The following is a 25,429-nucleotide window of genomic DNA, read 5'->3' on the forward strand; positions in this document are numbered from 1 at the left end:
CTATACCATGAGCACAACAACATCAGTCAATTGGCAATGGCGTCTGGCCTGTCGTACCGGGGATATCCCGGCGGAAGGCGGAGCCTGCGTACTGCTGGACGGACAGCAGATCGCCATTTTTTATTTTGCCCGCCGCAACGAATGGTTTGCCACGCAGAACCGTTGTCCGCATCGCGGACAGATGGCGCTGTCCCGCGGCATGACCGGCAGTGCGGGTGAGAACTGCGAGCCCAAGGTCGCCTGTCCGTTTCACAAAAAGACGTTCTCTCTGGTCACAGGGGAATGCCTCAGCGGTGACGACTACCAGATACAGACCTATCCTGTGCGCGTGAAAGGGGACAAGGTCTATATCGGTATTTCTGCCTAACTTTCGGCAGAATTATTCACATGCGCGATATCACTCACAAACAGTCCACACTTCGAACCGCACGGGCCGTAGGCATTCTTTTTGCTCTGCCGCGACTGTGGATCTCATCCGGAACGAACAACTTCCCAAGGGTAACCTCTTCGACGTGGCCAGGGCCGCAGGTTTTCTCGGCGCCAAGGCGACGCCGCAACTGCTGCCCCATTGTCATCCGGTCGCTATCGACGGGATGGAGCTCGAGTTCGAATTCCTTGATAAGGAACTCCACTCCGAACTTTTTGGCGAAGCCATTGCCGGCAGGACGGGGATCGTTATAAAAGGCGAGGCCCGGTCCATCGGACGCACGGGTATCGAGATGGAGATGCTTACCGGCGTCTCGGTGGCGGCCCTCGAGATCTACGATATGCTCAAGCCCGTGGATAAAGTACTGGAGATAGGACATATCAGGCTGCTGGAAAAGAGGGGAGGAAAGAGCGACAGGCATCGGTATTTTGCCACGCCTCCTTCCTGTGCCGTGCTGGTCTGTTCGGATTCCACGGCCGAAGGAAAAAGGGAAGACAGGAGTGGTAAGATAATAAAGGAAATGCTGGAAGGCGTCGGCGCCTGGGTAAAGCACTATATGGTAGTACCCGACAACAAGGAAGACATTCAGCGGCAGGTCCGCGAGTGGGTGAAGGAGGATATCCAGTTCGTATTTACCACAGGGGGAACGGGACTTGGGCCCAGGGACAACACCGTTGACGCCGTTAAGGAGCTGCTCGAGCGGGATGCGGACGGCATCGCCGAAGCCATGCGGGTCTATGGCCAGCAGCGTACGCCGATGGCGATGATGAGCCGGGGCGTGGCGGGTTCGGTCGCCCAAACGCTGATCGTGACCCTGCCGTGCAGCAGCGACGGCGCCCGCGAGTCGCTGGAGGCCATCCTGCCGGCCGTATTTCATGCGCGAAAAATGATGAAGGGAGGAGGACACTGATGATCGACTACCGACAGGCGCAGCAGCTGGTCCTGGCGCAGGCCGGGTCGTACGGGCACGAAGAACTGCCGCTCGGAGAGGCATTCGGCCGCGTGCTGGCGGAGTCCGTCTATGCCGACCGCGACTACCCGCCCTTTCCAAGGGCTACCATGGATGGTTATGCGCTTCGGTCCGCCGACCTTGAAAAAGAAATATTTACCTATACTATTACTGAGACGATCTTTGCGGGTGACGCCGCCGCGCGGGACATCGGCGAAGGGGAATGCTACAAGATCATGACCGGAGCCGCCGTACCGGGGGCAGCCGACTTGATCGTCCGCCGGGAAGACGTGAGGGAGGGCGGGGGAAAGCCTTTTTGTTCGACACGCAGGCACAGCCCTTTCAGAATATTGCGAGACAGGGCGAGGACCTTCCGGGCCGGCGACTTCGTCATCGGGAAAGGCTGCCGCTGCGAGCCCGCCGTCATGGGTCTGCTGGCAACGCTGGGCAGGGACAAAGTGAAAGTGGAAAAGCTGCCGCGCATTACTATCCTGACGACGGGCAACGAGGTCGTTCAGGTAGGGGAACCCGTTAGTCCGGTACAGATAAGGAACAGCAACCGCTGGCTGCTGGAAGCTGCGCTGAGGAAGGAAGGCGTGGCGATCGATCGTTGCGCCCATGTCCCCGACGACCCCGAGCTGCTGCGCCTGCAGATCGGCGAAGCGCTTGAAGGAGACATCGTCATCCTCTGCGGAGGGGTTTCCGCCGGCGACGCGGACTATGTGCCGGAGGTGCTCGCCCAACTGGGGGTGGAAAAACTATTTCACAAGATGGCCATACGTCCCGGCAAGCCTACCTGGTGCGGCGTGGGGAAGGGAGCGGCGATGGTGTTCGCACTGCCCGGTAATCCATTTTCGTGTCTGGTGAATACGATCCTGCTGATAAAACCTTTTTGCAGGCCTGCTGGGGGCTTCCCGTTTCGACCCCGCTGGGTTTGCCGATGGGGGAGGCCCGGAAAAAGAAGACCCCGCTGGACGAATTCTTTCCCGTCCATTTGTCGGGTGCGCCGGCTCGGATCGTTCCTGTCAGTCTCAATGGCTCGGGGGATATCCGGCTCGGGAGGCAAGCCAACGGCCTCGCGCTGCACGCGGCGGATAGCGGTGACCTTTCGGCGGGTGATGAGGTCCTTTGCTATTCTTTTGTATAGTCGTCCAGTGTTTGGGTATCGAGCAGGATAATGTCCTTGCCGTCCAGCGCGATCAGTTTTTCGCTGCAAAGATCGTTGATGATCCGAAATACGGTTTCATAGGTCGCGCCGACGAAGGAGGCCAGGTCCTGGCGGCTAAGCGTGATACCGATATGGCCTTCAGGCGAGACGCCGAATTTCTGCTGAAGACTCAGCAGCGCCTGAGCTACCCGCCCCCTTGACCTGCATGTGGGCAAGGTTTCGCATCTTGCGCTCGGACTCCTGCAGCTCGTCCGCGAAGAACAGCAGCAGGCCGTACATCAGGTCCTGGTTGACCCGGAGGGAGGTCTGAAAGAAGTCGAGACCGATATAGCAGACGTCGATCGCTGTGATGGCCGTTGCCGAGATGGGGTAGTGGGGATCGTGTCCGAGACCGCGGTGGCCGAAGATGTCGCCTTTTTGGGCAAACCGGATGATCAGTTCTTTCTCTTTGCCCCATTTCTTGTGCACTTTTACCGTTCCGTCATATACAAAATAAATACCCTGCACTTCCTCGCCCTCCCTGAAGATGACTTCCCCCTTCTTAAAATGCAGGTTCTTTCGCTGCGCCTCCACGGCTGGCAGCCACTTGAGGAAGGCAGCGCTGACACAGAAAACAGCTTTTTCCGTCGCAACTATTGTTTCTTTTCTTCATTTAGCCCACAAATTAGGTTGGATCAGCCAGTTTTTATTACATTATTAAAATAAAAATATAATATTTATCGGAAATACAGATTAAAAGTTGCGTGTTATTTCTTATTTTTATTATATAGGTCAGGAAATAGTCAAATATTTTGTGTTGATACTTCTGATCTAATTATATTGATATATTTATAATATAAACGCGAGAGCGCGCCGTCTTCGATTGCCATCCATTCTCCGATTGCTTCCATTTGAACATTTTTTGTAACCAAAACGCGACTAACATGCAAAAAATCTTTAAAGGGATGCCTATTCTCCTTCTTTCCGGACTCGCGCTGTCCTCCCGCGCTCAGCTATCGCTGACGGGACAACTAAGAACGCGCACCGAACTCCGGGACGGCTATGGAACGCTGGAGACGACGGGTTCGAAGCCCGCTTTCCTCACCTCTCAGCGGGCCCGGCTCAATTTTAACTACCGCGGACAACGGGTGATCTTTCAAGCCTCCGTCCAGGACGTCCGGGTATGGGGCGCCGACGCTTCCACCATCAACAACGCCGACGGTACGCGGCTCGGTATTCACGAGGCCGGGCCGAGATCGTGCTGGCCAACAAGGCGGACAGCTCGTTCGGCCACAGCGCGGTCGACTATTTCGGCGTCCGCATCGGCCGGCAAGAGCTGGTGTATGACGACCAGCGGCTGCTCGGCAATCTGGACTGGCTGCAGCAGGCCCGACGCCACGACGCCGTCGTATTCCGCCTCCAGCACAGGGGCTGGCAGGCCGACCTGGGCGCCGCGTTCAACCAGAACACCGACGCATTCAATTATAACGGTACCTATTATACACCGGCCAACCTGCCGCCGTATGTAAAAGACAGCAGGGGCAATCTGGCGCCCGTTCCGGCGGCCTTTATCCCGCTGACGAACGCGGCCGGACTCAGCGCCCGCAACGGCAATCCGTCGCTGGCAGCCGCGCCAGGCACCAACGGCGCTACCCAGGACTACAAGTCGATGCAGTATCTCTACGTAGCCCGCAATATCCGGCGCGCACGCATTTCCGGTCTGGTATTCGCCGACGAGTTCGGCAAATACAGGCTGGACTCCTCACGTTCGGTCGCCGGCTCGGACACGGGCTATATATATGGACGCCGGTTCAACCAGACAGGGGTCAACGCCCGCGTGACAGCAGGGCTCCTGCTGAACGCTCCTTTCGGAAGGGACTGGCGCCTGCAGGGAGGATTTTATTATCAGGCCGGAAAGGACCGGGACGGGCTCGACCTGTCCGCCTACACGTCCACCCTGTCCGTCACCTATACCAAACAACTGTTCTCTGCCACCCTGGGGTGGGACTATGTTTCCGGGAACGACGCGTTCTCGGGCTCGACCACCAGCCACCGGTTCGACCCCCTGTACGGTACGCCGCACAAGTTCTGGGGATATATGGACTATTTCTATGCGGGAACCGGTTCCGCGACCGGCGGCCTGAACAACCCATATGCAAAGGGAAAATATACCTCCCGTAACAACCGGCTGACGCTGGAGCTGTGCTATCACTATTTCGCGCTGGCCGCCGCGCAGAAGGACGCAAAGGGCAGCGAGCTGTCGCGCGGCCTCGGCAGCGAGGTCGACGCCATCTCTGGGCTACCAGTTGAACAAGATCACCAATCTCGAACTCGGCGCCTGTATGGTCGCCGCTACGCACAGCATGGAATACGCCAAGGGGATAACCCCCGGCTCGGCCCGGATGAACGCCGCGTGGACCTATCTGCAGATCAATATAAGACCCGATTTCCTGACAAAATAAACTAACTGATCTATGACCAACAAACAGCTCGACCGCATCCGTCTCTTCTCCCTGGATACCATCCAGATGCGGACTTTCCATATTACCTGGCTCATGTTCTTCACCTGCTTCTTCGGCTGGTTCGGCCTCGCACCCCTGATGCCGGCCATCCGCGCCGACCTCGGTCTGACCAAGGCGCAGGTGGGCAACACCATTATCGCGTCGGTGTCGTCGACGATCATCGCCCGCCTGCTGATCGGCAAACTCTGCGACCGCATCGGGCCCCGCAGGACGGCCGTGGGCCTGCTGCTGCTGGGTTCGCTGCCCGTCATGCTGGCCGGGCTGGCCACCAGCTATACCACCTTCCTGTTATTTCGACTGGCCATTGGGGTTATAGGAGCCTCTTTTGTCGTTACGCAGTTCCATACTTCCATGATGTTTGCCGCGAAAATAAAGGGTACGGCCAACGCCGTTACCGGCGGCTGGGGCAACCTCGGAGGCGGGGTTACCAATATGGTCATGCCCCTCATCTTTTCGGCGATCGTGGGCTTTGGCTATGCTCCCCACTATGCCTGGCGGTATGCGATGGTGGTTCCCGCGGTGATGATGTGGGTCGTGGCCTGGCTGTATTACCGCTATACAAAAGATACCCCGGATGGCAATTTTTCGGAGATCCGGAAGGCTTCGGGAGCCGCCGGGCCAACCGACTGGTCTGTGCTGGCAGACTGGCGCGTAGTCGCGCTGACACTGGCCTATGCCATGTGCTTCGGCATGGAGATCACTTTTGACAACGTCGCCTCCCTTCATTTCGTGGATACCTTTCATCTGCCGCAGGGCAGGGCCGGATTCTGGGCCGGGCTATTCGGATTCATGAACATCTTCGCCCGTGCACTCGGCGGCTTCCTGTCCGACAAGGCCGGCTATCGCTGGGGGATGCGCGGGAAGGGCGGGCTGCTCGCCGGAGCCCTGTTGCTGGAGGGACTGGGTCTGATCGCATTTGCCCACGCGCCCAGCTTCGCGATAGCGATCGGCTTCATGATCAGTTTCGCCCTGTTCTTAAAAATGGCCAATGGCGCCGTATATGGTATCGTCCCCTTTATCAATGAAAAGAATGTCGGCCTGATCAGCGGGATCGTCGGAGCGGGAGGTAATCTGGGGGGATGCTGTTCGGCTTTCTGTTCAAGTCTGATACCATCACCTACGCGCAAGCCTTCACCTATATCGGGACGACGGTAGTGATCATCGCGGCGGTGGTGTCGCTCACGCGATTCAGGAAGGCGGACGCCGAACCGGGCGGTCGCCCGGCGCCGGTCACGGCTTAACTATTTTGAATATCTATGTCTGTAAACCCTCGCCATTCGGAACGTTTTTCTTCAACCTGCTGCTACTGCGGCGTAGGCTGCGGGGTCACTGTCTACAAGGACAAGAAGGGCCGTATATCCGTCGAAGGCAGCGCCGACTATCCCGTGAACAAAGGCATGCTTTGCAGCAAGGGGCTCAACCTGCACCATACAGCCAATGACCGCAGCGACAGACTGCTCTTTCCTCAAATGCGTCCGGCGCGGCATATGCCGCTGCAGCGGGTGGGCTGGGACGAGGGGCTCGACCGTGCGGCGGCGGTTTTCAGGTCGCTCATCGCCCGATATGGACCCGACTCCGTCGGGTTCTATATCTCCGGTCAGTGTCTCACGGAAGAATACTATGTGGTGAACAAGCTGATGAAGGGATTCATCGGCAGCAACAATATCGACAGCAATTCCCGTCTTTGCATGAGCAGCGCCGTGGCGGCCCACAAGCTGGCCTTTGGCGAGGACAGCGTGCCGCTCAGCTACGAAGACCTCGAGCTGGCCGACTGCTTTTTTGTGACCGGCGCCAATCCCGCCTGGTGTCACCCCATCCTCTGGAGAAGAATAGAGGCCCACAAGGCCGCCAATCCCGACGTGCGGATCATCGTCGCCGATCCGCGCCGCACCGACAGCTGCGCGGTCGCCGATCTGCACCTGCCCCTCAATCCGGGGACGGATATGACGCTGCACTACGCGATCGGAAGGCTACTCATCGAAGCCGGAAGTTTTAGTCCCGAATTCATCCGCGACCACACCGAAAAATACGAAGCCTACCGGAGCAGGGTGTTCGAACGGACCGTCGAAGAATCCGCCGTCATCTGCGGGCTGTCCGCCGGCGATATCCGCCAGGCCGCCGCGTGGATCGGAGACGCCAGCGCCTATATCAGTCTGTGGACAATGGGACTGAACCAGAGCGTCAGCGGAGTGAACAAGGTACTTTCTCTCATCGACCTGCACCTGCTGACAGGACAGATAGGCCGTCCGGGCGCGGGGCCCTTTTCCCTGACCGGTCAGCCCAACGCTATGGGTGGCCGTGAGACGGGCGGACTGGCCAATCTGCTGCCGGCGCACCGGGATCTCTCGAATCCGGAGCACAGAGCGGCCGTCCAGGACTATTGGGGTTCCGGGCCGCTCGCTGCGAAACCGGGACTAACGGCGACCGAGATGTTCGAGGCCATGGCAGATGGACGGCTGAAGGCCATCTGGATCATGGGAACCAATCCGCTGGTCAGCCTCCCCGATATCCGCAAGGCCGAAGAGGCCCTGAAGAAGGCGCGCTTCGTCGTGGTCCGAGGACGTTAGCCAGCGGCCGGAAACGCTGGCTTTTGCCGACCTCATCCTGCCCGCCGCCACATGGGCGGAAAAGACGGGCACCATGACCAATTCGGAACGCCGGATCTCACTGCTGGACAAAGTACTCGACCCACCCGGAGAGGCGCTGCCCGACTCGGTCATCCTCAGCCGGCTGGCGCAGAAAATGGGTTTTCCCGGATTCGACTACGACGGACCCGCGGAGATCTTCCGCGAACACGCGATGCTGACCGCGGGTACCTCCATCGACATCAGCGGTCTCGACTATGAAATACTGCGCCGCCGCCGGTCGGTACAGTGGCCCTATCCCGCGGGCAGCGAAGGGGCGGGGACGCCGAGGCTGTTCCTCGGACAGACAGTTCCATACTCCTTCCGGTAAGGCCGTATTCCATGCCGCAGAAGACGGTCTGAAGGGGGAGCTGCCGGACGCGGAATTCCCGCTCATACTAACGACGGGGCGTATACGCGACCAGTGGCATACGATGACCCGGACGGGAAAAGTGAATCGCCTGAAGCAGCATATCCCGCAGTCTTTTCTCGAGATACATCCCATTAATGCGAAGGAACAAGGGCTGGAAGACGGAGAGATCGTCGTGGTCCGGTCGCGCCGCGGAGAAGTAAGGGTGCCGGTCAGGGTCACGGACTCGGTGAAGAAGAATACGGTATTCCTGCCCATGCACTGGGGAAAAATATTGGGCAGCGACCTCAACAGGGCAAATAACGTGACCAACAACCTGGTGGACCCCATCTCGAAAGAACCGGATTTTAAGTTCTGCGCGGTTGCGGTCGAACGATATAAAAAGAGAAAAGAAAGGATCGTGATCGTAGGCGCGGGGGCGGGAGCCCACGGCTTCGTCCGCAGCTACCGCGAACTCAACAGGGAAGACGAGATCGTCATCTTCAGCAGGGAGAACCTGCCTTTCTACAACCGCGTCCAGCTGCCCGACTATATCAGCGGCACGCAGACCTGGCAGGACCTGGTGAGGATGGAGGACGAAGAAGAGGCGGACATGGCCATCGACCTGCGCCGGGGCGTCAGCATCGAACGCATCGACAGGGCCGGGAAATACGTGGTGGATTCAACGGGTACTGTCACCCACTATGACCGGCTGATCCTGTCTACCGGCAGCCGTGCTGCCCTGCCGAAGAACCTCCCCGCGCTGGACGGCATCTTTACCCTGCGCAGCCGGACGGATGCCGATAACTTCCGGCAACGGGTACCCGAAAACGGGCATATCGTAGTCGTCGGGGGCGGGCTGCTTGGGCTGGAACTGGCCGCCTCTCTTCGGGAAATGGATATCAGGGTCTCCATCGTACACCGCAGCTCGCGGTTTTTAGACCGTCAGCTGGACGCCCTGGGCAGCCAGCTGCTGCACGAAGAGATCGTCGACCTGGGCTGCGAGGTCTACTACTCGGACGAGGTCCAGCTGTTCTACGGCCAGTCCAAACTAACGGGGATACACCTCCGCAGCGGCCGCGTGCTGGACTGCGACCTGCTGGTCTTTGCCATCGGCACGGTGCCCAATATCGAGATCGCAAAGGCGGCGGGCCTCGAGATCCGCAGGGGCGTCGTCGTCAACGGACGCCTCCAGACCAGCGACCCGGATATCCACGCTATCGGGGAGATAGCGGAGTACAACGGCAACTGCTTTGGCTTTACGGCCGCCGCCGAACAGCAGGCCGCGGTGCTGGCGCGCTATCTGCACGGCGATATCGCCAGCCACTACAGGGGGACCGTACCGATGAACATCATCAAGATCCATGGCTTCGACCTCTGCAGCATCGGTCTGCCCGAGAGCCCCAATTCAAAGGAATACGAAGAGATCGTCTTCATCGACAAGGCGAGACGTTACTATAAGAAATGCATTATCCATCAGGACCGCACTGGTCGGGGCCATTCTCGTCGGCGACAAGGAAGAGTTCCGGCAGTTCAGGGAGTGGATCACGGAAGGCATCGAACTGAGTGACAAACGGCTGAACCTGCTGCGCAGCGGCGCGCGCGCGGAGCCCGTGCAGGGCAAGTTGGTCTGCAGCTGCAACAACGTCGGAAGGGGCAATCTGGAAAAGAAGATCAGGGAGGCTGCGGCGACATGGCGGCTCTGTCCGCGGCTACTGGCGCGGGGACGGGCTGCGGCAGCTGCCGCCCTGAGATAAAAAATACTGGAAGAATGTTCCGTAAAAATCACCTCGTAAAGATCAACCTGCCCGGCGGCATCATCGCTGCGGGAGACCTCTATACCATCGTGGAGGCGGCGGACCGCGCCCGCGTCACCGAATGCTGCTTCGGCACGCGGCAGCAGCTGTACTGCAAGGTCAGCGACGCCTACAGCGAAACCTTTCTGCGCCAGCTGGAGCAGGCCGGTATATTCTACGAATCCGGCAGCGACGGGCACCCCAATATCATCAGTTCGTATGTGACGGAAGCCGTCTTCAGCCGGTCAGCCCTGGGTCAGCGAGGGGCTGTACAAGGATATCCTCGGCGGTTTCGATTTCCGTCCCCGGCTAAAGGTCAATCTGGTGGAGAACAGCCAGAGTCTGATCCCGTTCTTTACCGGACACCTCAACTTCATCAGTTCGGCGATCAATAACCACTGGCATCTCTTTATCCGCCGGCCAGGGACCAATGATCTTTATGCCTGGAAAACGGGCGTCTATTCGCCTGATATCCCGCGCATCAGCCGCATGATTGAAGACTTTCTTATGGGAGGGAACACTCCGTCCGGCGGAATATCCCCTGGCGTCACCGCGTCCGGCGCCGCCTGGGGCGAGCAGCTATATGCCGCCATCCAGTCTTCCGGCGCCTTCTCCGAAGCGCCCGTTCCGCCGCCGCTGGAGCTGGCTCCCTTTACGGTCCCCTACTACGAGGGTTTCAACCGCTACGGCAATAAGAGCTGGCTGGGCATCTATCGCCGGGAAGAGCTGTTCCCGCTGGATTTCCTGAAGGCCGTCTGCCTCGTCTGTCTCAGCACCAGGATCGGTCAGCTCTATACCACGCCGTGGAAATCGCTGCTGATAAAGGGCATCGAAGATCAGGACCTGCCGCTATGGGAATTTGCCCTGGGCAAACACCGCATCAACGTCAGGCACGCCTCCGGCGAGCTCAACTGGCAGATGGAGGATTTTTGTCCCGAGGGGCTCCGGCTCAAACGCTATCTCGTGCGGCAGTTCGACCAGGACGATATCCGCACCGAAGGGCTGACCTTTGCGGTCAAGACCCGGAAAGGATCTGGTTTGTCGGGGTCGATCATCATCCGCAAACAGGAGGGCATCCGGCCCGGCCAGCTCAAGCTGCTGGACCGCTACGAGATCCAGCATACCAGGGGCTTCGACCCTCACTCCAAAGAATATATCGTCTTCCGGAAAGACCTGGAAAAGGAAAATCTTTTTCCCTATCTCGTGTCGCTCTGCAAGGAATTCTACCGGCTGCAGAACGAAAACGCCAGTTTCCCGGCGGGGGCCGGTGCCCTTTCCGGCGTTATGACGCCGCCTTCTGAACGCCGGCTATACCGCTGCAGCCACTGTCTCACCTGCTACGACGAACAATACGGCGATCCGGAAGGGGGAATAGCCCCGGGCACGGGGTTTGAATCGATAGCTTCCGCCTATAACTGCGGCGTTTGCGGGGCGCCGGGGACCGACTACATTCCCGTTGAGAAATCCCCTGTAACTGTCGTACCTTTATAGAATATAGTCGATAAATAAATGACCGTAATTGCGGATAAATATGGAAGGAGTTTCAGTACCCTAAGGGTAAGCCTGCTGCATCACTGTAACCTGGGTTGTGTGTATTGTGTCTCAGGGAATGACGAGCTGAAACAGGCCAATAATTCCGGAAAGACCGATACGCTGGCTCCCGATCGCCTGCTGGCGATGATCGGCAGGCTGCACGGACAGCTGGGGCTGAAAACGATACGCCTGACCGGCGGTGAACCGCTGCTCTACCCGGGACTTGTTGACCTGATCCGGGGGATAAAGGCGCTTGGGATCCCGAAGATCAAATTGACCACCAACGGCTTCCTTTTGGAGCGACTGGCCCTTCCCCTCAAAGAGGCGGGGATGCAGTCGATCAATGTCTCGCTGGACGCGATCGACGAGGACGTGTTCTTTGCGATGAGCAGGCGTCATCTCGGCCGACCGCATCGTCCGGGGATCGACGCAGCGCTTGCCGCAGGTCTGAACGTCAAGATGAATACGGTGGCCATGAAGGGGATCAATGATTCGCGAGCGCTTCCGCTGGCCGGGTTCGCCGCGGAACGAGGGCTTAAGATCCGCTTCCTCGAAGTGATGGCGATGGGGCATCTGTACGCGCAGGCCGACCGTCACCTGCTGACGCAGGATGAGATCCTCGGAGATCTTGTCGCGCAGGTATACGCTGACGCCGCTGGACAGGGAGGGCTTCAGCCACGGCGCGCTACTGGCAGGCGCTGAAGGAGGTCCGGTCGTCGGGATCATCGCCAATGAGAGCGAACCTTTTTGCCGGGACTGCGACCGGCTCCGGCTGGACAGCGGCGGGAATATCTATGGCTGTCTGAGCAGCAACCATCCGATAGCGCTGGGCCTGGAAGAGACGGACGCGGAATGGGAACAAAAACTGCAGCAGGCGATGGAGCAAAAGCAACTGGTGCGGTTTACCGGCAGCGACCTGAGCATGTTGAGAATAGGAGGGTAGACCCGTTGGGTCGCCCGACCTTGGATAAAACAAAAAAGCATGAAAATTCACGTCTACGCGGGCCTGAAGGACTATTTTCAGCCGGAATTCGAGCTCGGGGAAGAAATAGCCAATACAGACGAGTTGAGGGCCGTCCTGGTAAAGATCAACGGCAATGCAGGGCCGCTGTTGTCCACCTGCCGTTTTGCCGTCGAAGAAGGGTTTATCGATAAGAATTTCAAACTTAATTCGCATGACACCGTCGTCATCATACCCCCCAGCAGCGGAGGTTAGCGGCATGCCCCGTGCAGCCAGTCCGCGGGATCTCATCCCCGCCCTTTCCGCCGACCCGCTGGACGTCGTGGGGCTCCTCGCCGGCGCGCACCATCCAGTGCGCGGGCGCCGTCGTCCTGTTCAGCGGCGAGGTCCGCAACAGCAACAGGGGGCAGGCCGTTCTGGGTCTCGAATACAGAGGCCTATGCGCCGATGGCGGAAAAGCTGATCGGGGAAATTCTGGAAGAAGCCCGCACGAAATGGCAACTGCATATTGCCATAGCCCAGCACCGCGTCGGAAAGGTGGCCGCCGGCGACAGCGCCGTCGTCGTCATCACGGCCTCGGCCCACAGAAGCGAAGCCTACGCCGCCAACCGCCACATCATCGACCGTATCAAACACGAAGCCCCCATCTGGAAGTGCGAGCACTACGCCGACGGAACGAAGGAATGGGGCAATAACTGCAACTGTCACTCCGTGACCGGAGACATTCATAAACATATTTACGAGACCGACCAACGTCCATGAAGCCCACTATCACGATCGAATACTGTCCGCAGTGCGGCTGGATGCTCAGAGCCGCGTATATTGCTCAGGAACTGCTCACCACCTTTACGACCGATATCCACGCCGTAACCCTCCAGCCGGCGACGCTGGCCGGCACCTTCATCGTCACCATCGACGGAGACGTCCTTTTCGACCGCCGCAAGGAAGGCCGGTTCCCAGAGACCAAAGAGCTGAAGCAACTGGTCCGGGACAGGGTCAACCCCGAAAAGAGTCTGGGACATTCCGATAAAACACCTTAGTCATGCCCGTTATACCAAAGGATGATGCACTCCGCAAGCTGCTCGGCCTCGTGCTCTGCGGCGGCGAAAGCCGGCGGATGGGTCGGGACAAGGGCCTCATGCTGAAAGACGGCGTTCCGTGGGCGCTGCAGATGGGAGAGAAGATGACCCGGCTGGGTATTCCCGTCGTATATTCCGTCAATTCGGGCCAGCGCATCGCCTACAGCGCCATTCTCTCCGAAGAGCAGATGGTCTTCGACTCGACCAGTCTTGCCGGACCGCTGAACGGCCTTTTCACTGCGCACCGCTGCTATCCGGACCGCGACATCGTTCTGCTCGCCTGCGATATGCTGGATATGGATATGACAACACTGGAAAGTCTGATCGCCCGCTATCGCCAGGGCGGCGACTATGAATTCTATGCCTACGAGGAAGGCGCCTGGCTTCAGCCTTTTTGGCGCGATATACACGGCTGCCGGGCTCGGCAGGGCAGGGGCGCCGGCTGATGGGCGCCTGCAGAGTCTGCTGCGCTCGGGACGGACCATGCGGCTGGCTGCGGCCGGCGGCCCGGCCTTCAACAACTACAATACGCTCCCCAAATAAAAGGCCGGCTCAGAAGAGCCGGCCGGTTAGCACTATCAACATGGATCAATAACCATCGTTCTGTTTAAGGCTCGGGTTCTTGTCCGTATCGTATTTCGGGATGGGCAGCACCCGGTAGTTGGAACCCCATGCCTGCAGGGGTACCGTGCTGTGCGCGGGCAGGTCCATCTTGTTGCGCTCGAATTCCAGCGAGCCCTGACCCTCGAAGGCCAGCTCGATCCTTCTTTCTCTGATGATAAGATTGATCAGGTCCTGCTGCGTGAGGGGGCGATAGGCGCCGCGTTTGCTCTGGTCCTGATCTGGTTGACCAGGGAGACAGCATTCGCGTCGACCGTGCCGTTGGCCAGTTTGGCCAGGGCTTCGGCCTTGGACAGGATCACTTCCGCATAGCGCAGTGCCGGAACGAAGTCGGTCGTAAGACCCGTATATTTCCTCGTCCAGTAGGCCTTGTTGGAGATCTCCATCAGCGAATCCCCGCCGAAGCCGCGATACCTGCGGTCGACCGTCGTGTCCATCAGGTTGATAAAGTCGGTGCTGATCGAAATATCGCCCCTTGCCCTGGGACCGTAGTGCTGGCCGAGGGAATTGTTGGTATTGGGGTTGTCGGCGCCGCTCATGGCTACGGAGAAAATGGATTCCGTCGTGGTGTAGGGCGGACGGAAGACAGCGATCGGATTGTTGGCATTCAGCGCATACTTGCTCATACCGATCACCGCATCCGCGTATTGATTGGCCTTCGCCCAGTCGCTCTTTATAGAGGTAGAGACGCATCAGCAGCGCTCTTGCTCGCGCCCTTTGGTAGCCCGTGCTACATTGGTGAAGGCGTCCCCTCCCGGTGCCGGCAACTTTGCTTCCGCATCCAGCAGGTCCGTTTCCATCTGCGCATATACGTCCTTTACAGACGCGCGGGGGATAGCGTTGGAAGGAGAAAAGCGGATCCGCCGCGGCAGTCAGGACCAACGGCACACCGGGGTGTGACGCGTCTGCCGTAAAGTTATAAGGCTGTGCCCAGAGATTGACCAGATAAAAGTATACCAGAGACCGGATGAATTTGGCTTCACCGATATACTGATTGCCTTTGTCCGCGGACACCAGACTCGCCTTCGGAGTAAAACCTGCCAGGAAAAGATTGGCCTGATAGATCGTCCTGTAGGCGCCCTGCCAGGCGGCGCCGATGGTGCCGTCGCTGGAGTTGGCGCTGCTATAAAACCCCATATTGCCGAAATAGTTGCTCGGGATAGCGTCGAGACCGCGGATATCGGCATAGATCAGGACGCGGCCGCCAAAAAAGTTGGAATTCTGCAGCGCGTCATACATACCGACGGAGGATTTCTCGATCCGGTCGGGCGTGCTGAATGCCTGGTCCGCGGAGATGGCGTTCTGCGGGTCCTTGAACAGATCTGACTTTTACAGGCCGGTAGAACGGCGCCGGCGAGAAAACAACTGAATACGATATTTTTAATTTTCATTTTTTGCTGAATTTAATATTTAGAAACCCAGATTTACGCCGACAGTAAAGATCCTCGGCTGGGGCGTAGCGCGGGAGTCTACACCTACCTGAATATTACCATTGTTGGTGGAGGTATTCTGTATCGTACCAGCCGTGCTTACCTCGGGGTCCAGACCGGAATATCTGGTGATCACGAACGGGTTGAATGCCTGGGCATAGACGCGGATGTTTTCAAAGCCGATAGTGGTCAGCAGTTTTTTGGGAACATTGTATCCGACGGTGATCGTCCTGAATCGGATGAAATCACCCTTCTCGAGCCAGCGCGTAGAAGCCTGATTGCCGGTATTGTCGCTGCCCAGCCAGAGTTTAGGAACATTGGTGATCTGTCCGACAGTCGTCCACCTGTTCAGGATATCCGTGAAATTGTTGCTGAACTGGTTGGTCATCATACCGGCTTTCGAGCTGTTGTAGATGTAGTTGCCGCCGGAATAGGAGATCGAGACATTCAGGTCGAAGCCCTTATAGCTGAAGGTATTGTCCCAACCGCCATAATAGGTGGGCAGGCCCGCTCTCGACTGATAGACAAAGTCCGAACCGCTAAGCGCCGACGTAGGTTTGCCCTTTTCGTCCGTCCAGATCTGAGTTCCCGTAGCGCCATAGTTATACTGCTTGACGCTGCCATCCTTGCCGAACCAGCGCGGGTTGCCAGTTTGCGCGTCCTACACCGGCCCAGTTGGGCAGATAGAAAGTACCCAGCCTTTTGCCGACGCTGGCCACCGATTGACCAAACACAATGTCCGCATTGTTGTTGGAGGGCACCAGTCCTGTCACCTTGTTCCAGATGCGCGTAAAATTGATAGACGTGGTCCAGGTAAAATCCTTCGTGGATACAATCGTGCTTCCGACCGTCAGCTCGATACCCCTGTTATACATCCCGCCGACATTCGTGGCGATGCTGGAGCTGGGTATACCGACCGTATACAGCGTCGGAGCGGAAAGGATGAGCTGGTCGATCTTGTTGTTGAAATAGTCGACCGTCACGTTGAGCCTGCCCTTCATCACCGTTGCGTCAAATCCGATATCGGTCTTTTTCGCGCTTTCCCATCTCAGGTTGGGGTTGCCGGCCTGTGTGATACCGAGGCCGTTGAGGCTGGTGTAAGCAGCACCGCCATACAGCGTACGCGCAGCGAAGTCGCCGACGATCGAGGAGTTCCCCACCGTGCCGTAGCTTGCCGCGGAGCTTTAAGTAATTCAGCCAGGTAAGGCTCTGGACGAAGTTCTCCTTTGTTATTTCCCATCCGGCGCTTACGCTGGGGAAATTACCGAACTGGTAGTTGGTACCGAACGCGGAATAGCCGTCCCTGCGGAAGGAACCCTCGATAAAGTACTTCCCGGCGAACGAATAATTCACGCGGCCGAAATAAGAGATCAGGCCGTTGGAGCTAAGATTGCCGCCCGTATTGTCGAGGATGGTCGTCGTACCGGGCAGCGTGTTCGTATAGGCGCCGTCGACGATATGATCGAAGAAGGGGTCCGTGAAGTTGTTGGCCCCGGTGTACTGTGTGAAGGACTTGTTCCGCTGGTATTCCGTACCCGCGATCAGGCCGATCTTGTGTACGCCGGCGATGGTTTTGTCATAGTTGGCGTAGTTCTGCCATACCCACTGGTCGAACTCCCGGCGTTGTTCCTCGAGCAGACCACCGTAGGAATAGCCCAGACCGTTGACAAGCGGAGAGCTGTACTGGTCTTCGAAGTTGGTGATATACTGCGTCCCGAATTTCGAGGTCAGGCTAAGGCCTGCGATCGGAGTGATCGTTCCATAAATATTGGCGCGCACGTCCGTCGCTGTGTTGTTATTCCGCTGCAGCTTGATCTGAGGCAGGACATTCACGTAGTAGGAAGCGCCTGGCAGATAGTTGACGCCGCCAATCGTGGTCACGTTGTTGCCATTGCCCAGCAGACCGTTGGCCGTCAGGTTATAGCCCGTGGCATTCTTGGGGTCATAGGGTGATACATTGGGCTCGGACTGCCAGCCGGAGATCGTCGTACCGGCGATATAAGCGTCCGTTAGTACGCCCTGGTTAAGGGTTCTGGCGAAGCTCAGCTGGATCCCGGACTTGAACCATGTCTTTGGAGTGAAGTCCATGTTCAGTCGTCCCTGTCCCGAGGTCAGCTTGTTGCCGATGGTGATGCCCTCCCGGGTCAGGTATCTTCCTCGATCCATATACCGACAGCTTCGTCCGCGCCGCCGGAGAAGGAGATCGAATTATCGTAGGACTGGCCCGGTACGATAGATCACGTCCATCCAGTTGGTATTGTCGTTCTGCCCGTCTCCGTTGACGTCGCTGGCCTTGGCCATGCTTGCGGCGGGAGATCCGGCGCCAAAACGGTTGGAGCCTTTTTCGTTCGTTATGGTCATGAACTGGTCTGCATTCAGCAGGGAAGGCAGCTTTCGTAAGTGGCCCAGCCCGTCTTGGAATCGACCGATACCTTAGTCGTTCCTTTACGGCCTTTCTTGGTGGTGATCATGATCACGCCATTGCTGGCGCGACTGCCGTAAATGGATGCGGCGCCGGCGTCTTTCAGGACATCGATGGACTCGATATCGTTGGGATCCGAGCAGCTGCAGGGGATCGAACCGGGTACCGTTGCCGCTGTTGAAGCCGTTCAGGTTGTAGGAGTTGGCGTTCTGGGGAATCCCGTCGATGACGACCAGGGGCTGCGAGCCGGAAGAGATCGAGTTGATACCGCGCACGCGGATGGCGGTGCGGTCGGCAAGAACGCCGCTGCCCAGCGAGATCTGTACGCCGGCGACCTTTCCTGCGAGCGCCTGATCGACAGAAACGACGGGGTCGTTAACGATCTTTTCGCCTTTGACTTTCGATATGGCGCCGGTGTTCTCCCTTACAGCCTTGACGCCATAGCCGACTACAAGCACTTCTTCGAGGTTCTTGTTGGCGGGCTTCATGACGACATTCGCCGTAGAAAGACCTGCCAGGTCGAGCTCCCTGGGTTTCGAGGCCGATCCCGGAGACGACCAGCCTTTGGCGCCGGCGGGCACCACGATGCTGAATCCCCCGTCCGATGCCGACGAGGTTCCGGCTTTAGTGCCTTTGATCGTGATGCTGACCCCAAAGACGGGGCCGCCTTTTTCATCGGTGACCCTTCCCGTGACTGTACGCTGCTGGGCGAACAGGTGCACGGAAAGCAAAAACAGTCCTGCAATTAATAGCAGTTTTCGCATGTTGATAGTGTTTTGATTTGAAGGAATAGAGAAAAGGTGTCCGCGCATGTATTGGAGGGTCCAATGCACGCGTGCGACTGTTAGCGTGGGCTACAACAAATGTCGTTATGCCGTTTTACCGGTCAAGTCGTTAAATCAGTATGTTGATGATGGGGGAGGAGGCGGTCCATGAAATGGATAAGTAGCCAGCGATCGGAGCAGCTGTGCCATGTGTAGTGGTGTTTTGGTTAGTTAACAATGAAAGTATAGCGAATGTAAGAATTTAATTAATCAAAAAAAATCTTCGCTAAATAACGCTAAAAAAGCCCCCGCAGTTAAAATGCGGGGGCTTTTTTTGAATATTCTAAAAAAATGGCGGTCTACTTCAGCTCTTTCTGGAGGTTCTGGTCGATCGCGTCGAGGAACTCTTCCGTATACAAAAAATGCTTGCCGTGCTCTACCTTGTTGCCGTGAACGCAGATCGCCAGATCCTTCGTCATCTTGCCGCCTTCGACGGTTTCTGATACAGACCGCTTCCAGCGCATTGGCGAAGTCGATCAGGTCCTGGTTGCCGTCGAGCTTTCCGCGGAATGCGAGACCGCGGGTCCATGCGAAGATGCTGGCGATGGGATTGGTAGAGCTGGGCTTGCCGGCCTGGTGGTCGCGGTAGTGTCGCGTTACGGTGCCGTGTGCCGCCTCCGCTTCCATTATCTTCCCGTCGGGGGTGATCAGCACCGAGGTCATCAGACCCAGAGAGCCGAAGCCCTGCGCTACAGAATCGCTCTGTACGTCGCCGTCATAATTCTTGCAGGCCCAGACGAAATTGCCGTTCCATTTCAGCGCGCTGGCGACCATGTCATCGATCAGGCGGTGTTCGTATACTATCCCCGCCGCTTCGAATTTCTGTTTGAACTCGGCCTTGTAGATCTCTTCGAAGATGTCTTTGAAACGGCCGTCGTATTTCTTCAGGATCGTATTCTTCGTAGACAGGTAAAGCGGCCATTTTTTGCTGAGCGCCATATTGAAGCAGCTCCTTGCAAAGCCCTTGATGGACTCGTCCGTATTGTACATGGACAGCGCAACGCCGTCACCCTTGAAATTGAAAACTTCAAATGTCTGGGGTGCACTGCCGTCTTCGGGTGTGAAGGTCATGGTCAGCTTGCTCCTTGCCCTTGATGACGGTATCCGTAGCGCGATACTGGTCGCCGAAGGCGTGACGGCCAACGATGATAGGGGCCGTCCAGTTGGTGACCAGTGCGGGGCACATTTTGCATGACGATCGGCTCGCGGAAGACCGTACCGTCCAGAATATTGCGGATCGTCCCGTTGGGGCTCTTCCACATTTGCTTCAGGTTGAATTCTTTTACCCGTGCTTCGTCGGGAGTGATCGTGGCGCACTTGATGCCCACGCCGTATTGTTTGATGGCATTGGCTGCGTCGATCGTTACCTGGTCGTCCGTCTGATCGCGGTATTCGACACCCAGATCATAGTATTTAATGTCAATGTCGAGATAAGGCAGGATCAGCTTGTCTTTAATAAATTTCCAGATAATCCTCGGTCATTTCATCCCCATCCAGTTCAACTACCGGATTTGCTACTTTGATTTTTTTGGCCATATTTCTGCTTGTTTACTTTCAAAAACTTACAAACGTAAGGGATAATGACCAGATTTCACTCCCCGGCAGCATGGTTTTTTTGTATGTTTGTGGCACCTATGTTAGACATGTTACGCCAATATGTGTCGAGATACGTAGCACTAACCAACGAAGAATTTACTTTTTTGGCGGAAAAGATCGTGGTCAGAAGCTTTGACAGGCGTCAGCAACTGGTCAGTGTCGGAGATGTCGAGCAGTATATGAACTTTTTGGTCAGGGGGCTGGCGCGGATGTATTTCATAAAGGGGAGGACGGAAGTGATCACCAATATTGCAAAGGAAGGTGAACTGGTCAGCTCGTCCGCCTCCTTTCTGTCAGGAGACCCGTCCTGCTATTTTATCGAGACGCTCGAGCCTGCTACAATGCTGTCCATAACCCGGGAACACCTCGACGGCCTCTATCAGCAGAGTTCTTCGGTGGAGCGGCTGGGCCGGCTCATCACTACCCAGTTTGTATTGCAAAAAGAAGAGTGGGAGCTGGAGTGTATGCGGCTGGATACAAAGGAGCGTTTCCTCCGTTTTGTGGAGAACAATCCCGACTTACTGCAGCGGGTGCCCCAGAAATATCTGGCCTCCTATCTCAATATGAAACCCGAGACCTTCAGCCGCCTGAAACACCTCCTCAGAAAACGTCCGGGCGTGACCAAAACCTTCCAGCCATGACCAGGAGCAACAATTTTCATAAGACCGCTCTCGAGAGGCTGCACCACTATCTTTCCGGCTATTCTCCGCTGACGAAGGCGGAATTTATGCAGCTGCTGCCCTTTATCGAGATCAGGGAATTCGACAAAAAGGTCAAAGTGATCCGCGAAGGCGAGACCGAACGATACCTGAACATCGTTGCGCGCGGACTCGCGCGTAAATTCCTGCCGCTGCGCAACAACGAAGAGGTCACCATTCAGCTGGCGACCGAAGGGCATATCATCCATTCGGAGCTGTCCTTTCACAACCGGCTGCCTTCCCGGTCGGTCGTCGAGACGATCGAACCCACGGTCTTATTTTCCATCTCCTACGACAGCCTGCAGGAGCTGTATGAAAAATTCCCTGCTTTCGAGCGGATGGGCCGCCTGCGTGATCTCCGAGCTTTTTGTCAGGAAGGACCGGCGGTATTTCGATCAGCTGAACAAAAGCACGCGCGAGCGCTTTCTGGACTATGTCAGCACGCATCCCCAGATGATGCAGCGGGTACCCCAGAAATATCTCGCCTCTTTTCTGAATATCAAACCAGAGACTTTCAGCCGGCTGAAACACCTGATAGGGAAGAAGGAGTAAGTTACTTAGAGAGGGACAATGGCTGTTCTGTACCGATGCCGAAGGCATAACCGAGCGAAGCGAAGGTTACGAACAAGGAGGAGCGTGGCGAAGCAGCTCCGACGACGTTCTCGGGGCCAACGATTTTTTGTCGTTAGCCTTAAAGGCTAACGACAAGGACCGGTATCTTCAGTTCATGCCTCACTGCATTCACCGTCTCCCCATAGATAAAATCTTTTAGCCCGCGGTGTCCATGCGAGCCGATCACGAGCATGTCCGCGCCCTGTTCCTTTGCCAGCCGGGCTATCTCCTCGGCTGCGGTGGCGGAAGCCGAGCGCCGTATGCGTCTGGATACCTCTCTGCTGCAGCAGCAGCTGGTACTGGTCCGGGCGCTGCTGGTCTTGTCGCGTCTCGAAGTCGTCGCTTTCTTTCCCCAGCATGCGGGCCGAGGCGCTCTCCACCACGTGGATCAGCAGGTACCGGGCGGAGCTGCCACCTGACCTACGGCATAGGCCAGCAGCTTCTGGTCGTGTTCGCTAAAGTCCAGGGCGATGGCGATATGACGGAAGCTCGGCGCCGACCAGTCATTCCAGCTGTCGGCCTGCGGGTGTACGCGCAGCAGCTGCGAGTGCCGGATGCGGCGGGCGATCCAGGGATGCAGGGTGATATAGGTCAGCAGGAGAATGGCCCCGAGCGCGGCCAGGGCGACCAGTATTTTCAGGACGTCGTGGCCCGGCGCCGCCATAAAGGGCGCCGCCTCTTCTATCACCAGCTTCACATTGAGGTAGACGAGCAGCGCCGCGGCTGCCCAGGCCAGTGTTCGGATCACGGGGCTCGCGGTAAACTCTCCCATGGTACTCCGATCGCTGACGAAATGTATCAGCGGGATGACGGCGAAACCGAGCTGGACGCTGAGGAAGACCTGGCTCAGCACCAGCAGATTGTCCACTTCATTCTCTCCGAAGATCAGGATGACGACGACGGCGGGTATGATCGCCAGCAGCCGGGTCAGCAGCCTCCGCACCCAGGGGTTGATCCGCAGCTGCAGATAGCCTTCCATGACGATCTGTCCCGCGAGAGTGCCGGTTAGCGTCGAGCTCTGACCGGCCGCGATCAGGGCGATGGCGAAAAGTTTGGGCGCCATCTGCGTTCCCAGCATCGGCAGCAGGCGGTAGGCATCGCGTATGGACGCGACGTTCGTATTGCCCGTTTTGAAAAAGACGGTAGCCGCCAGTATCAGGATCGCGGCGTTCACCAGAAAGGCGAGGTTGAGGGCGACGGCGCTGTCGAGAAAGTTGATCTTTAGGGCCTTGCGCACGTGTTCGGCGCCCGGTTTGATCTTGCGGGTCTGGACCAGCGCGGAGTGGAGGTAGAGATTGTGGGGCATAACCGTCGCGCCGATGATGCCGATAGCGATATAGAGCGCTTCCTTGCCCTGTAGCCTGGGGACAAATCCCGTGGCGATGTCTTTCAGCGCCGGCCGGGCCAGCAGGATCTCCACGAGAAAGGAGCCTCCCACCACGGCGATCAGGCCTATGACAAAGGCCTCCATCCGGCGCATACCCAGCCGCTGCAGAAATAACAGCAGAAAGGTGTCCAGCACGGTTATACATACGCCGTACACCAGCGGAAGGCCGGTCAGTAGCTGAATGCCGATGGCCATACCGAGGACTTCGGCCAGGTCACAGGCGGCGATGGCGATCTCTGCAAGAACATACAAGGGAATATTGATAAAGGCCGGATACACTTCCCGGTTGGCCTGGGCCAGGTCCCGTCCGCGGACGATGCCAAGACGCGCCGAAAGGTTTTGCAGCAGGATGGCGATGCCATTGCTCATCAGCAGTACCCAGATGAGGGAATAACCAAACCGGCTGCCACCCGCAAGGTCGGTCGCCCAGTTGCCGGGGTCCATATAGCCCACGCTAACGAGATAGGCCGGCCCGAAGAATACAAAAAGCTGTCTCCACCAGGGACCTTTCCGGGTGGTGGTATCGATGGTGCCGTGCACCTCGCTGAGGCTAACGTTTTTCTGCCAGTGGTTCGTCATCTTTTACCAGTACATTTTTTGCCAGCTGGGCGCTGATCGTCACCGGAGCCCGGTTACGGATCTTCACTTCCAGCGATTCGTCAAAAGGAAATTTCTTTTTATCTCGAGCCGGGTGCCCAGCCGGATATGATTGTGCTGCAGTATCTCCAGCATCTCCGAGGTCTGCGTGGCGATACCCGAAACCTGAACCTCCTTGTTGAGGGGCAGCTCGGCCAGACAGATCTGCCGCCGGGTTTGAATGCGCCCCTGACTGTCGGGGATGGGATCGCCGTGAGGATCGGTATCGGGATGACCGAGGAAGGCGTCCAGCCGGTCGACCAGCTTCTTGCTGCTGATATGTTCCAGTTCTTCTGCGATCTCGTGCACTTCCTCCCAGCCAAACTGCAGCTTTTCCACCGGGAAGAACTCCCAGAGCCGGTGCTTACGGATGATCTGCACCGCGGCCTTTTTCCCCTCGCCGCTCAGCTTGAAACCCTTATACCGCTCGTAGATGAGCAGCTTCTGGTCTTTGAGCTTTTTAGCATGTCCGTTACGGACGCCGGACGGGTCTGCAGGGCCGCCGCCAGCTCGTTGGTCGTAACGAGCCCTTTCTCCTGCTGCAGGTGAAAGATGGCTTTGAGATGGTTCTCTTTACTGACCGATATCATATCTTTTTTACCGGACCGTGTCCGGTTTTGATAGTTTGTTGACAGGGCTCCGCCCAGTTGAGTTTAGTCGAAAAATAAATTTAGACAAATCTAAATTAAATTTTTGGAAAAAAACACCCACCCCGGCCCAATCTTTGCCCTGAATGTTTACTTTTAGAGCCGGAACCGGAAGGGTTCCGAAACATGGTGCTATGAATAAATACCTGTTGCCGATCGTCTTGTTGGTGTTATTCTTCTCGTGCAAAAGCAAAAAGGCGTCCCTGGCTGAGAACGATGAGGAGGTTGGCATCCCCGAGTTCCTGGAACTGGTCTCTCCCCTCAAATTACCCTATCAGGTCACCGATACGATATTCCGGCATAAAGAGCCTGCTGCGTCTGTCATCAACAACAAGCTCTTTTCGCGTCTTATTCCCGACTCTGTGCTGACGCACTGGTTTGGAAAAGAGGCCCATCCCCGTCTCTATGCCGTAGGCAAGATCAAGGTGCCTAAACAGGAGACCTACCTGTTCGTAAAGGGTACGACAAAGGACAGGCGGGTACTCTATGTCCTTTGTTTCGACAAAAACAACCATTTCTCCGCCGCCAGACCGGTCCTCTACTCCGACAACGAACCCGGGGTCACGGGCACTGGCGGGAATGGACAACAAGTATACACTCACGGTCTCCCATCAGCGAAAGGTCAACGGCGAGCTGCTATACAAGCGGGACGCCTATATCTTTAGTGAAGAGAGCGGCTTTGTGCTCATCCTGACGGAGTCCAACGATTCCAAACCCAAAATACCCCCGATCTTTAATCCCATCGACACCCTTCCCCGCAGGCATAAGTTCTCCGGCGACTATGCACAGAACAAACGGAATATCGTCGCCATCCGCGATGGCAGGGACGCTACCCGGATCCTGTTCTTTGTGCACTTCGAAAAGGACGACGCGACCTGCAACGGCGAGCTGAAAGGCGAGGCCAAATTCGTATCACCCGGTGTTGCCCGCTATAAGTCCTATTCCGACCCTTGTGCGATCGAATTTAGTTTTGGCGTGACCGGAGTCACGCTGAAAGAACTGGGCGGCTGCGGCGTCCACCGGGACATCAAATGTTTTTTTGAGGGCTTTTTCGAACGCCGCAAAGGGGAGACCAGACCGCCAGCCAAGCCTGCATCCAAACAGGCGGTCAGGACCAATAAGGCCTGATAAGAAAGCCCTGGAAGTTATCAAACCCCCTACGGACAATT

At 57.2% G+C, this 25,429-nt stretch carries 37 protein-coding genes and 4 pseudogenes; 23 read left to right on the forward strand and 18 right to left on the reverse strand.

Features of this window, described 5'->3' with window-relative positions:
* Window positions 1–7 precede the first annotated feature (7 nt).
* From nirD to ACQ86N_RS13600, 4 genes and pseudogenes are all read left to right on the forward strand, one after another.
* Window positions 8–367, forward strand: a complete 360-nt coding sequence (gene nirD, locus ACQ86N_RS13585; protein WP_431215611.1) for a nitrite reductase small subunit NirD — start codon at window positions 8–10, stop codon at window positions 365–367.
* Entirely contained in the window at window positions 360–1,337 is a 978-nt protein-coding gene (gene moaCB, locus ACQ86N_RS13590; protein ID WP_431217401.1) for a bifunctional molybdenum cofactor biosynthesis protein MoaC/MoaB, read from the forward strand. The genes nirD and moaCB overlap by 8 nt, the downstream gene beginning before the upstream one ends.
* Window positions 1,337–2,260, forward strand: a pseudogene (locus tag ACQ86N_RS13595) (molybdopterin molybdotransferase MoeA); the annotation flags it as partial. The gene moaCB and the pseudogene ACQ86N_RS13595, both read left to right, overlap by 1 nt.
* Window positions 2,261–2,316: 56 nt before the next feature.
* Window positions 2,317–2,523 (forward strand): hypothetical protein, encoded by a 207-nt coding sequence (locus ACQ86N_RS13600; RefSeq protein ID WP_431217402.1) that lies wholly within the window; start codon window positions 2,317–2,319, stop codon window positions 2,521–2,523.
* Here the strand turns inward: ACQ86N_RS13600 and ACQ86N_RS13605 are convergent.
* Both ACQ86N_RS13605 and ACQ86N_RS13610 read right to left on the reverse strand, forming a co-directional pair.
* Window positions 2,508–2,759, reverse strand: coding sequence for a Crp/Fnr family transcriptional regulator (locus tag ACQ86N_RS13605; RefSeq protein WP_431215612.1), 252 nt, complete (start codon window positions 2,757–2,759; stop codon window positions 2,508–2,510). The genes ACQ86N_RS13600 and ACQ86N_RS13605 overlap by 16 nt on opposite strands.
* Window positions 2,683–3,117 (reverse strand): Crp/Fnr family transcriptional regulator, encoded by a 435-nt coding sequence (locus ACQ86N_RS13610; RefSeq protein WP_431215613.1) that lies wholly within the window; start codon window positions 3,115–3,117, stop codon window positions 2,683–2,685. Before ACQ86N_RS13610 ends, ACQ86N_RS13605 begins: the two co-directional genes overlap by 77 nt.
* 664 nt (window positions 3,118–3,781) lie before the next feature.
* Between ACQ86N_RS13610 and ACQ86N_RS13615 the strand changes: the two genes are divergently transcribed.
* The 11 genes from ACQ86N_RS13615 to ACQ86N_RS13665 all read left to right on the forward strand — a co-directional run bounded on the left by ACQ86N_RS13615 (window position 3,782) and on the right by ACQ86N_RS13665 (window position 12,563).
* Window positions 3,782–4,990, forward strand: coding sequence for an alginate export family protein (locus tag ACQ86N_RS13615; RefSeq protein WP_431215614.1), 1,209 nt, complete (start codon window positions 3,782–3,784; stop codon window positions 4,988–4,990).
* A 7-nt stretch (window positions 4,991–4,997) separates the two neighbouring features.
* Window positions 4,998–6,200, forward strand: a complete 1,203-nt coding sequence (locus ACQ86N_RS13620) for an MFS transporter (protein WP_431215615.1) — start codon at window positions 4,998–5,000, stop codon at window positions 6,198–6,200.
* A gap of 101 nt (window positions 6,201–6,301) precedes the next feature.
* On the forward strand, window positions 6,302–7,612 hold the full coding sequence (locus tag ACQ86N_RS13625; RefSeq protein WP_431215616.1) for a molybdopterin-dependent oxidoreductase: 1,311 nt from the start codon (window positions 6,302–6,304) through the stop codon (window positions 7,610–7,612).
* Between the two features lie 37 nt (window positions 7,613–7,649).
* Complete coding sequence (locus ACQ86N_RS13630) at window positions 7,650–8,000, forward strand: molybdopterin-dependent oxidoreductase (protein WP_431217403.1); 351 nt, start codon at window positions 7,650–7,652, stop codon at window positions 7,998–8,000.
* A gap of 121 nt (window positions 8,001–8,121) precedes the next feature.
* Window positions 8,122–9,588, forward strand: a complete 1,467-nt coding sequence (locus ACQ86N_RS13635) for an FAD-dependent oxidoreductase (protein ID WP_431215617.1) — start codon at window positions 8,122–8,124, stop codon at window positions 9,586–9,588.
* A gap of 43 nt (window positions 9,589–9,631) precedes the next feature.
* On the forward strand, window positions 9,632–9,775 hold the full coding sequence (locus ACQ86N_RS13640) for a hypothetical protein (RefSeq protein ID WP_431215618.1): 144 nt from the start codon (window positions 9,632–9,634) through the stop codon (window positions 9,773–9,775).
* A 14-nt stretch (window positions 9,776–9,789) separates the two neighbouring features.
* Entirely contained in the window at window positions 9,790–10,209 is a 420-nt protein-coding gene (locus ACQ86N_RS13645; RefSeq protein WP_431215619.1) for a hypothetical protein, read from the forward strand.
* Window positions 10,139–11,305 carry a rubredoxin gene (locus ACQ86N_RS13650; RefSeq protein ID WP_431215620.1) on the forward strand — a complete coding sequence of 389 codons (1,167 nt, stop codon included), beginning with the start codon at window positions 10,139–10,141 and terminating at the stop codon, window positions 11,303–11,305. The genes ACQ86N_RS13645 and ACQ86N_RS13650 overlap by 71 nt, the downstream gene beginning before the upstream one ends.
* A gap of 18 nt (window positions 11,306–11,323) precedes the next feature.
* Window positions 11,324–12,049 (forward strand): radical SAM protein, encoded by a 726-nt coding sequence (locus tag ACQ86N_RS13655; protein WP_431215621.1) that lies wholly within the window; start codon window positions 11,324–11,326, stop codon window positions 12,047–12,049.
* Entirely contained in the window at window positions 11,976–12,290 is a 315-nt protein-coding gene (locus ACQ86N_RS13660; RefSeq protein WP_431215622.1) for a hypothetical protein, read from the forward strand. Before ACQ86N_RS13655 ends, ACQ86N_RS13660 begins: the two co-directional genes overlap by 74 nt.
* A gap of 39 nt (window positions 12,291–12,329) precedes the next feature.
* Window positions 12,330–12,563 (forward strand): MoaD/ThiS family protein, encoded by a 234-nt coding sequence (locus ACQ86N_RS13665; RefSeq protein ID WP_431215623.1) that lies wholly within the window; start codon window positions 12,330–12,332, stop codon window positions 12,561–12,563.
* Here ACQ86N_RS13665 and ACQ86N_RS13670 read toward each other — a convergent pair.
* Window positions 12,538–12,708 (reverse strand): hypothetical protein, encoded by a 171-nt coding sequence (locus ACQ86N_RS13670; protein ID WP_431215624.1) that lies wholly within the window; start codon window positions 12,706–12,708, stop codon window positions 12,538–12,540. The two genes, ACQ86N_RS13665 and ACQ86N_RS13670, sit on opposite strands and share 26 nt — an antisense overlap.
* Before the next feature lie 41 nt (window positions 12,709–12,749).
* Between ACQ86N_RS13670 and ACQ86N_RS13675 the strand changes: the two are divergent.
* From ACQ86N_RS13675 to mobA, 3 genes and pseudogenes are all read left to right on the forward strand, one after another.
* Window positions 12,750–13,070, forward strand: a pseudogene (locus ACQ86N_RS13675) (molybdenum cofactor biosynthesis protein MoaE); the annotation flags it as partial.
* A complete protein-coding gene (locus ACQ86N_RS13680) occupies window positions 13,067–13,348 on the forward strand; it encodes a SelT/SelW/SelH family protein (RefSeq protein WP_431215625.1) in 282 nt (93 codons plus the stop codon). The pseudogene ACQ86N_RS13675 and the gene ACQ86N_RS13680, both read left to right, overlap by 4 nt.
* 2 nt (window positions 13,349–13,350) lie before the next feature.
* Window positions 13,351–13,833: a molybdenum cofactor guanylyltransferase gene (gene mobA / locus ACQ86N_RS13685; protein WP_431215626.1), complete on the forward strand. Its 483-nt coding sequence runs from the start codon at window positions 13,351–13,353 to the stop codon at window positions 13,831–13,833.
* A 142-nt stretch (window positions 13,834–13,975) separates the two neighbouring features.
* Here mobA and ACQ86N_RS13690 read toward each other — a convergent pair whose 3' ends face one another.
* The 11 genes and pseudogenes from ACQ86N_RS13690 to ACQ86N_RS13740 form a co-directional block, all read right to left on the reverse strand.
* Window positions 13,976–14,179 carry a hypothetical protein gene (locus ACQ86N_RS13690; protein WP_431217404.1) on the reverse strand — a complete coding sequence of 68 codons (204 nt, stop codon included), beginning with the start codon at window positions 14,177–14,179 and terminating at the stop codon, window positions 13,976–13,978.
* On the reverse strand, window positions 14,176–14,634 hold the full coding sequence (locus ACQ86N_RS13695; protein WP_431215627.1) for a RagB/SusD family nutrient uptake outer membrane protein: 459 nt from the start codon (window positions 14,632–14,634) through the stop codon (window positions 14,176–14,178). The genes ACQ86N_RS13690 and ACQ86N_RS13695 overlap by 4 nt, the downstream gene beginning before the upstream one ends.
* A 271-nt stretch (window positions 14,635–14,905) precedes the next feature.
* Window positions 14,906–15,328 (reverse strand): annotated as a pseudogene (locus ACQ86N_RS13700) (RagB/SusD family nutrient uptake outer membrane protein); the annotation flags it as partial.
* Window positions 15,329–15,418: 90 nt separating this feature from the next.
* On the reverse strand, window positions 15,419–15,829 hold the full coding sequence (locus ACQ86N_RS13705; protein WP_431215628.1) for a hypothetical protein: 411 nt from the start codon (window positions 15,827–15,829) through the stop codon (window positions 15,419–15,421).
* Between the two features lie 211 nt (window positions 15,830–16,040).
* Entirely contained in the window at window positions 16,041–16,556 is a 516-nt protein-coding gene (locus tag ACQ86N_RS13710; protein WP_431217405.1) for a TonB-dependent receptor domain-containing protein, read from the reverse strand.
* The gene (locus ACQ86N_RS13715) at window positions 16,450–17,604 is read right to left on the reverse strand and encodes a hypothetical protein (RefSeq protein WP_431215629.1); all 1,155 of its coding nucleotides are present in this window, start codon (window positions 17,602–17,604) and stop codon (window positions 16,450–16,452) included. The genes ACQ86N_RS13710 and ACQ86N_RS13715 overlap by 107 nt, the downstream gene beginning before the upstream one ends.
* 42 nt (window positions 17,605–17,646) lie before the next feature.
* Window positions 17,647–17,799, reverse strand: coding sequence for a hypothetical protein (locus ACQ86N_RS13720; protein ID WP_431215630.1), 153 nt, complete (start codon window positions 17,797–17,799; stop codon window positions 17,647–17,649).
* A 14-nt stretch (window positions 17,800–17,813) separates the two neighbouring features.
* Window positions 17,814–18,014, reverse strand: coding sequence for a TonB-dependent receptor plug domain-containing protein (locus ACQ86N_RS13725; RefSeq protein WP_431217406.1), 201 nt, complete (start codon window positions 18,012–18,014; stop codon window positions 17,814–17,816).
* Window positions 18,015–18,042: 28 nt separating this feature from the next.
* Window positions 18,043–18,672, reverse strand: a pseudogene (locus tag ACQ86N_RS13730) (TonB-dependent receptor plug domain-containing protein); the annotation flags it as partial.
* 222 nt (window positions 18,673–18,894) lie between these two features.
* Window positions 18,895–19,755 (reverse strand): NADP-dependent isocitrate dehydrogenase, encoded by an 861-nt coding sequence (locus ACQ86N_RS13735; RefSeq protein WP_431215631.1) that lies wholly within the window; start codon window positions 19,753–19,755, stop codon window positions 18,895–18,897.
* A gap of 2 nt (window positions 19,756–19,757) precedes the next feature.
* Complete coding sequence (locus ACQ86N_RS13740; RefSeq protein ID WP_431217407.1) at window positions 19,758–20,156, reverse strand: isocitrate/isopropylmalate family dehydrogenase; 399 nt, start codon at window positions 20,154–20,156, stop codon at window positions 19,758–19,760.
* Window positions 20,157–20,327: 171 nt separating this feature from the next.
* Here ACQ86N_RS13740 and ACQ86N_RS13745 point away from each other — a divergent pair, with 171 nt between their 5' ends.
* Both ACQ86N_RS13745 and ACQ86N_RS13750 read left to right on the forward strand, forming a co-directional pair.
* The gene (locus ACQ86N_RS13745) at window positions 20,328–20,921 is read left to right on the forward strand and encodes a Crp/Fnr family transcriptional regulator (protein WP_431215632.1); all 594 of its coding nucleotides are present in this window, start codon (window positions 20,328–20,330) and stop codon (window positions 20,919–20,921) included.
* Window positions 20,918–21,580 carry a Crp/Fnr family transcriptional regulator gene (locus tag ACQ86N_RS13750; RefSeq protein ID WP_431215633.1) on the forward strand — a complete coding sequence of 221 codons (663 nt, stop codon included), beginning with the start codon at window positions 20,918–20,920 and terminating at the stop codon, window positions 21,578–21,580. Before ACQ86N_RS13745 ends, ACQ86N_RS13750 begins: the two co-directional genes overlap by 4 nt.
* Window positions 21,581–21,669: 89 nt before the next feature.
* Here the strand turns inward: ACQ86N_RS13750 and ACQ86N_RS13755 are convergent, their stop codons facing one another.
* Entirely contained in the window at window positions 21,670–21,852 is a 183-nt protein-coding gene (locus ACQ86N_RS13755; protein ID WP_431217408.1) for a universal stress protein, read from the reverse strand.
* On the opposite strand from ACQ86N_RS13755, the gene ACQ86N_RS13760 reads away from it, so the two are divergent.
* Entirely contained in the window at window positions 21,782–22,009 is a 228-nt protein-coding gene (locus ACQ86N_RS13760) for a hypothetical protein (RefSeq protein ID WP_431215634.1), read from the forward strand. The two genes, ACQ86N_RS13755 and ACQ86N_RS13760, sit on opposite strands and share 71 nt — an antisense overlap.
* Here the strand turns inward: ACQ86N_RS13760 and ACQ86N_RS13765 are convergent.
* The 3 genes from ACQ86N_RS13765 to ACQ86N_RS13775 all read right to left on the reverse strand — a co-directional run bounded on the left by ACQ86N_RS13765 (window position 21,979) and on the right by ACQ86N_RS13775 (window position 24,203).
* Window positions 21,979–23,556, reverse strand: coding sequence for an Nramp family divalent metal transporter (locus ACQ86N_RS13765; RefSeq protein WP_431215635.1), 1,578 nt, complete (start codon window positions 23,554–23,556; stop codon window positions 21,979–21,981). The two genes, ACQ86N_RS13760 and ACQ86N_RS13765, sit on opposite strands and share 31 nt — an antisense overlap.
* A gap of 63 nt (window positions 23,557–23,619) precedes the next feature.
* Window positions 23,620–23,994, reverse strand: a complete 375-nt coding sequence (locus ACQ86N_RS13770; protein WP_431215636.1) for a metal-dependent transcriptional regulator — start codon at window positions 23,992–23,994, stop codon at window positions 23,620–23,622.
* A gap of 23 nt (window positions 23,995–24,017) precedes the next feature.
* Window positions 24,018–24,203: a metal-dependent transcriptional regulator gene (locus ACQ86N_RS13775; RefSeq protein WP_431215637.1), complete on the reverse strand. Its 186-nt coding sequence runs from the start codon at window positions 24,201–24,203 to the stop codon at window positions 24,018–24,020.
* A gap of 191 nt (window positions 24,204–24,394) precedes the next feature.
* On the opposite strand from ACQ86N_RS13775, the gene ACQ86N_RS13780 reads away from it, so the two are divergent.
* Both ACQ86N_RS13780 and ACQ86N_RS13785 read left to right on the forward strand, forming a co-directional pair.
* Window positions 24,395–24,925 carry a hypothetical protein gene (locus tag ACQ86N_RS13780; RefSeq protein ID WP_431215638.1) on the forward strand — a complete coding sequence of 177 codons (531 nt, stop codon included), beginning with the start codon at window positions 24,395–24,397 and terminating at the stop codon, window positions 24,923–24,925.
* Window positions 24,840–25,388: a hypothetical protein gene (locus ACQ86N_RS13785; protein ID WP_431215639.1), complete on the forward strand. Its 549-nt coding sequence runs from the start codon at window positions 24,840–24,842 to the stop codon at window positions 25,386–25,388. Before ACQ86N_RS13780 ends, ACQ86N_RS13785 begins: the two co-directional genes overlap by 86 nt.
* The last annotated feature ends 41 nt before the right edge of the window (window positions 25,389–25,429 follow it).

This window comes from Puia sp. P3 (assembly GCF_050632245.1).
Lineage (GTDB): Bacteria > Bacteroidota > Bacteroidia > Chitinophagales > Chitinophagaceae > Puia.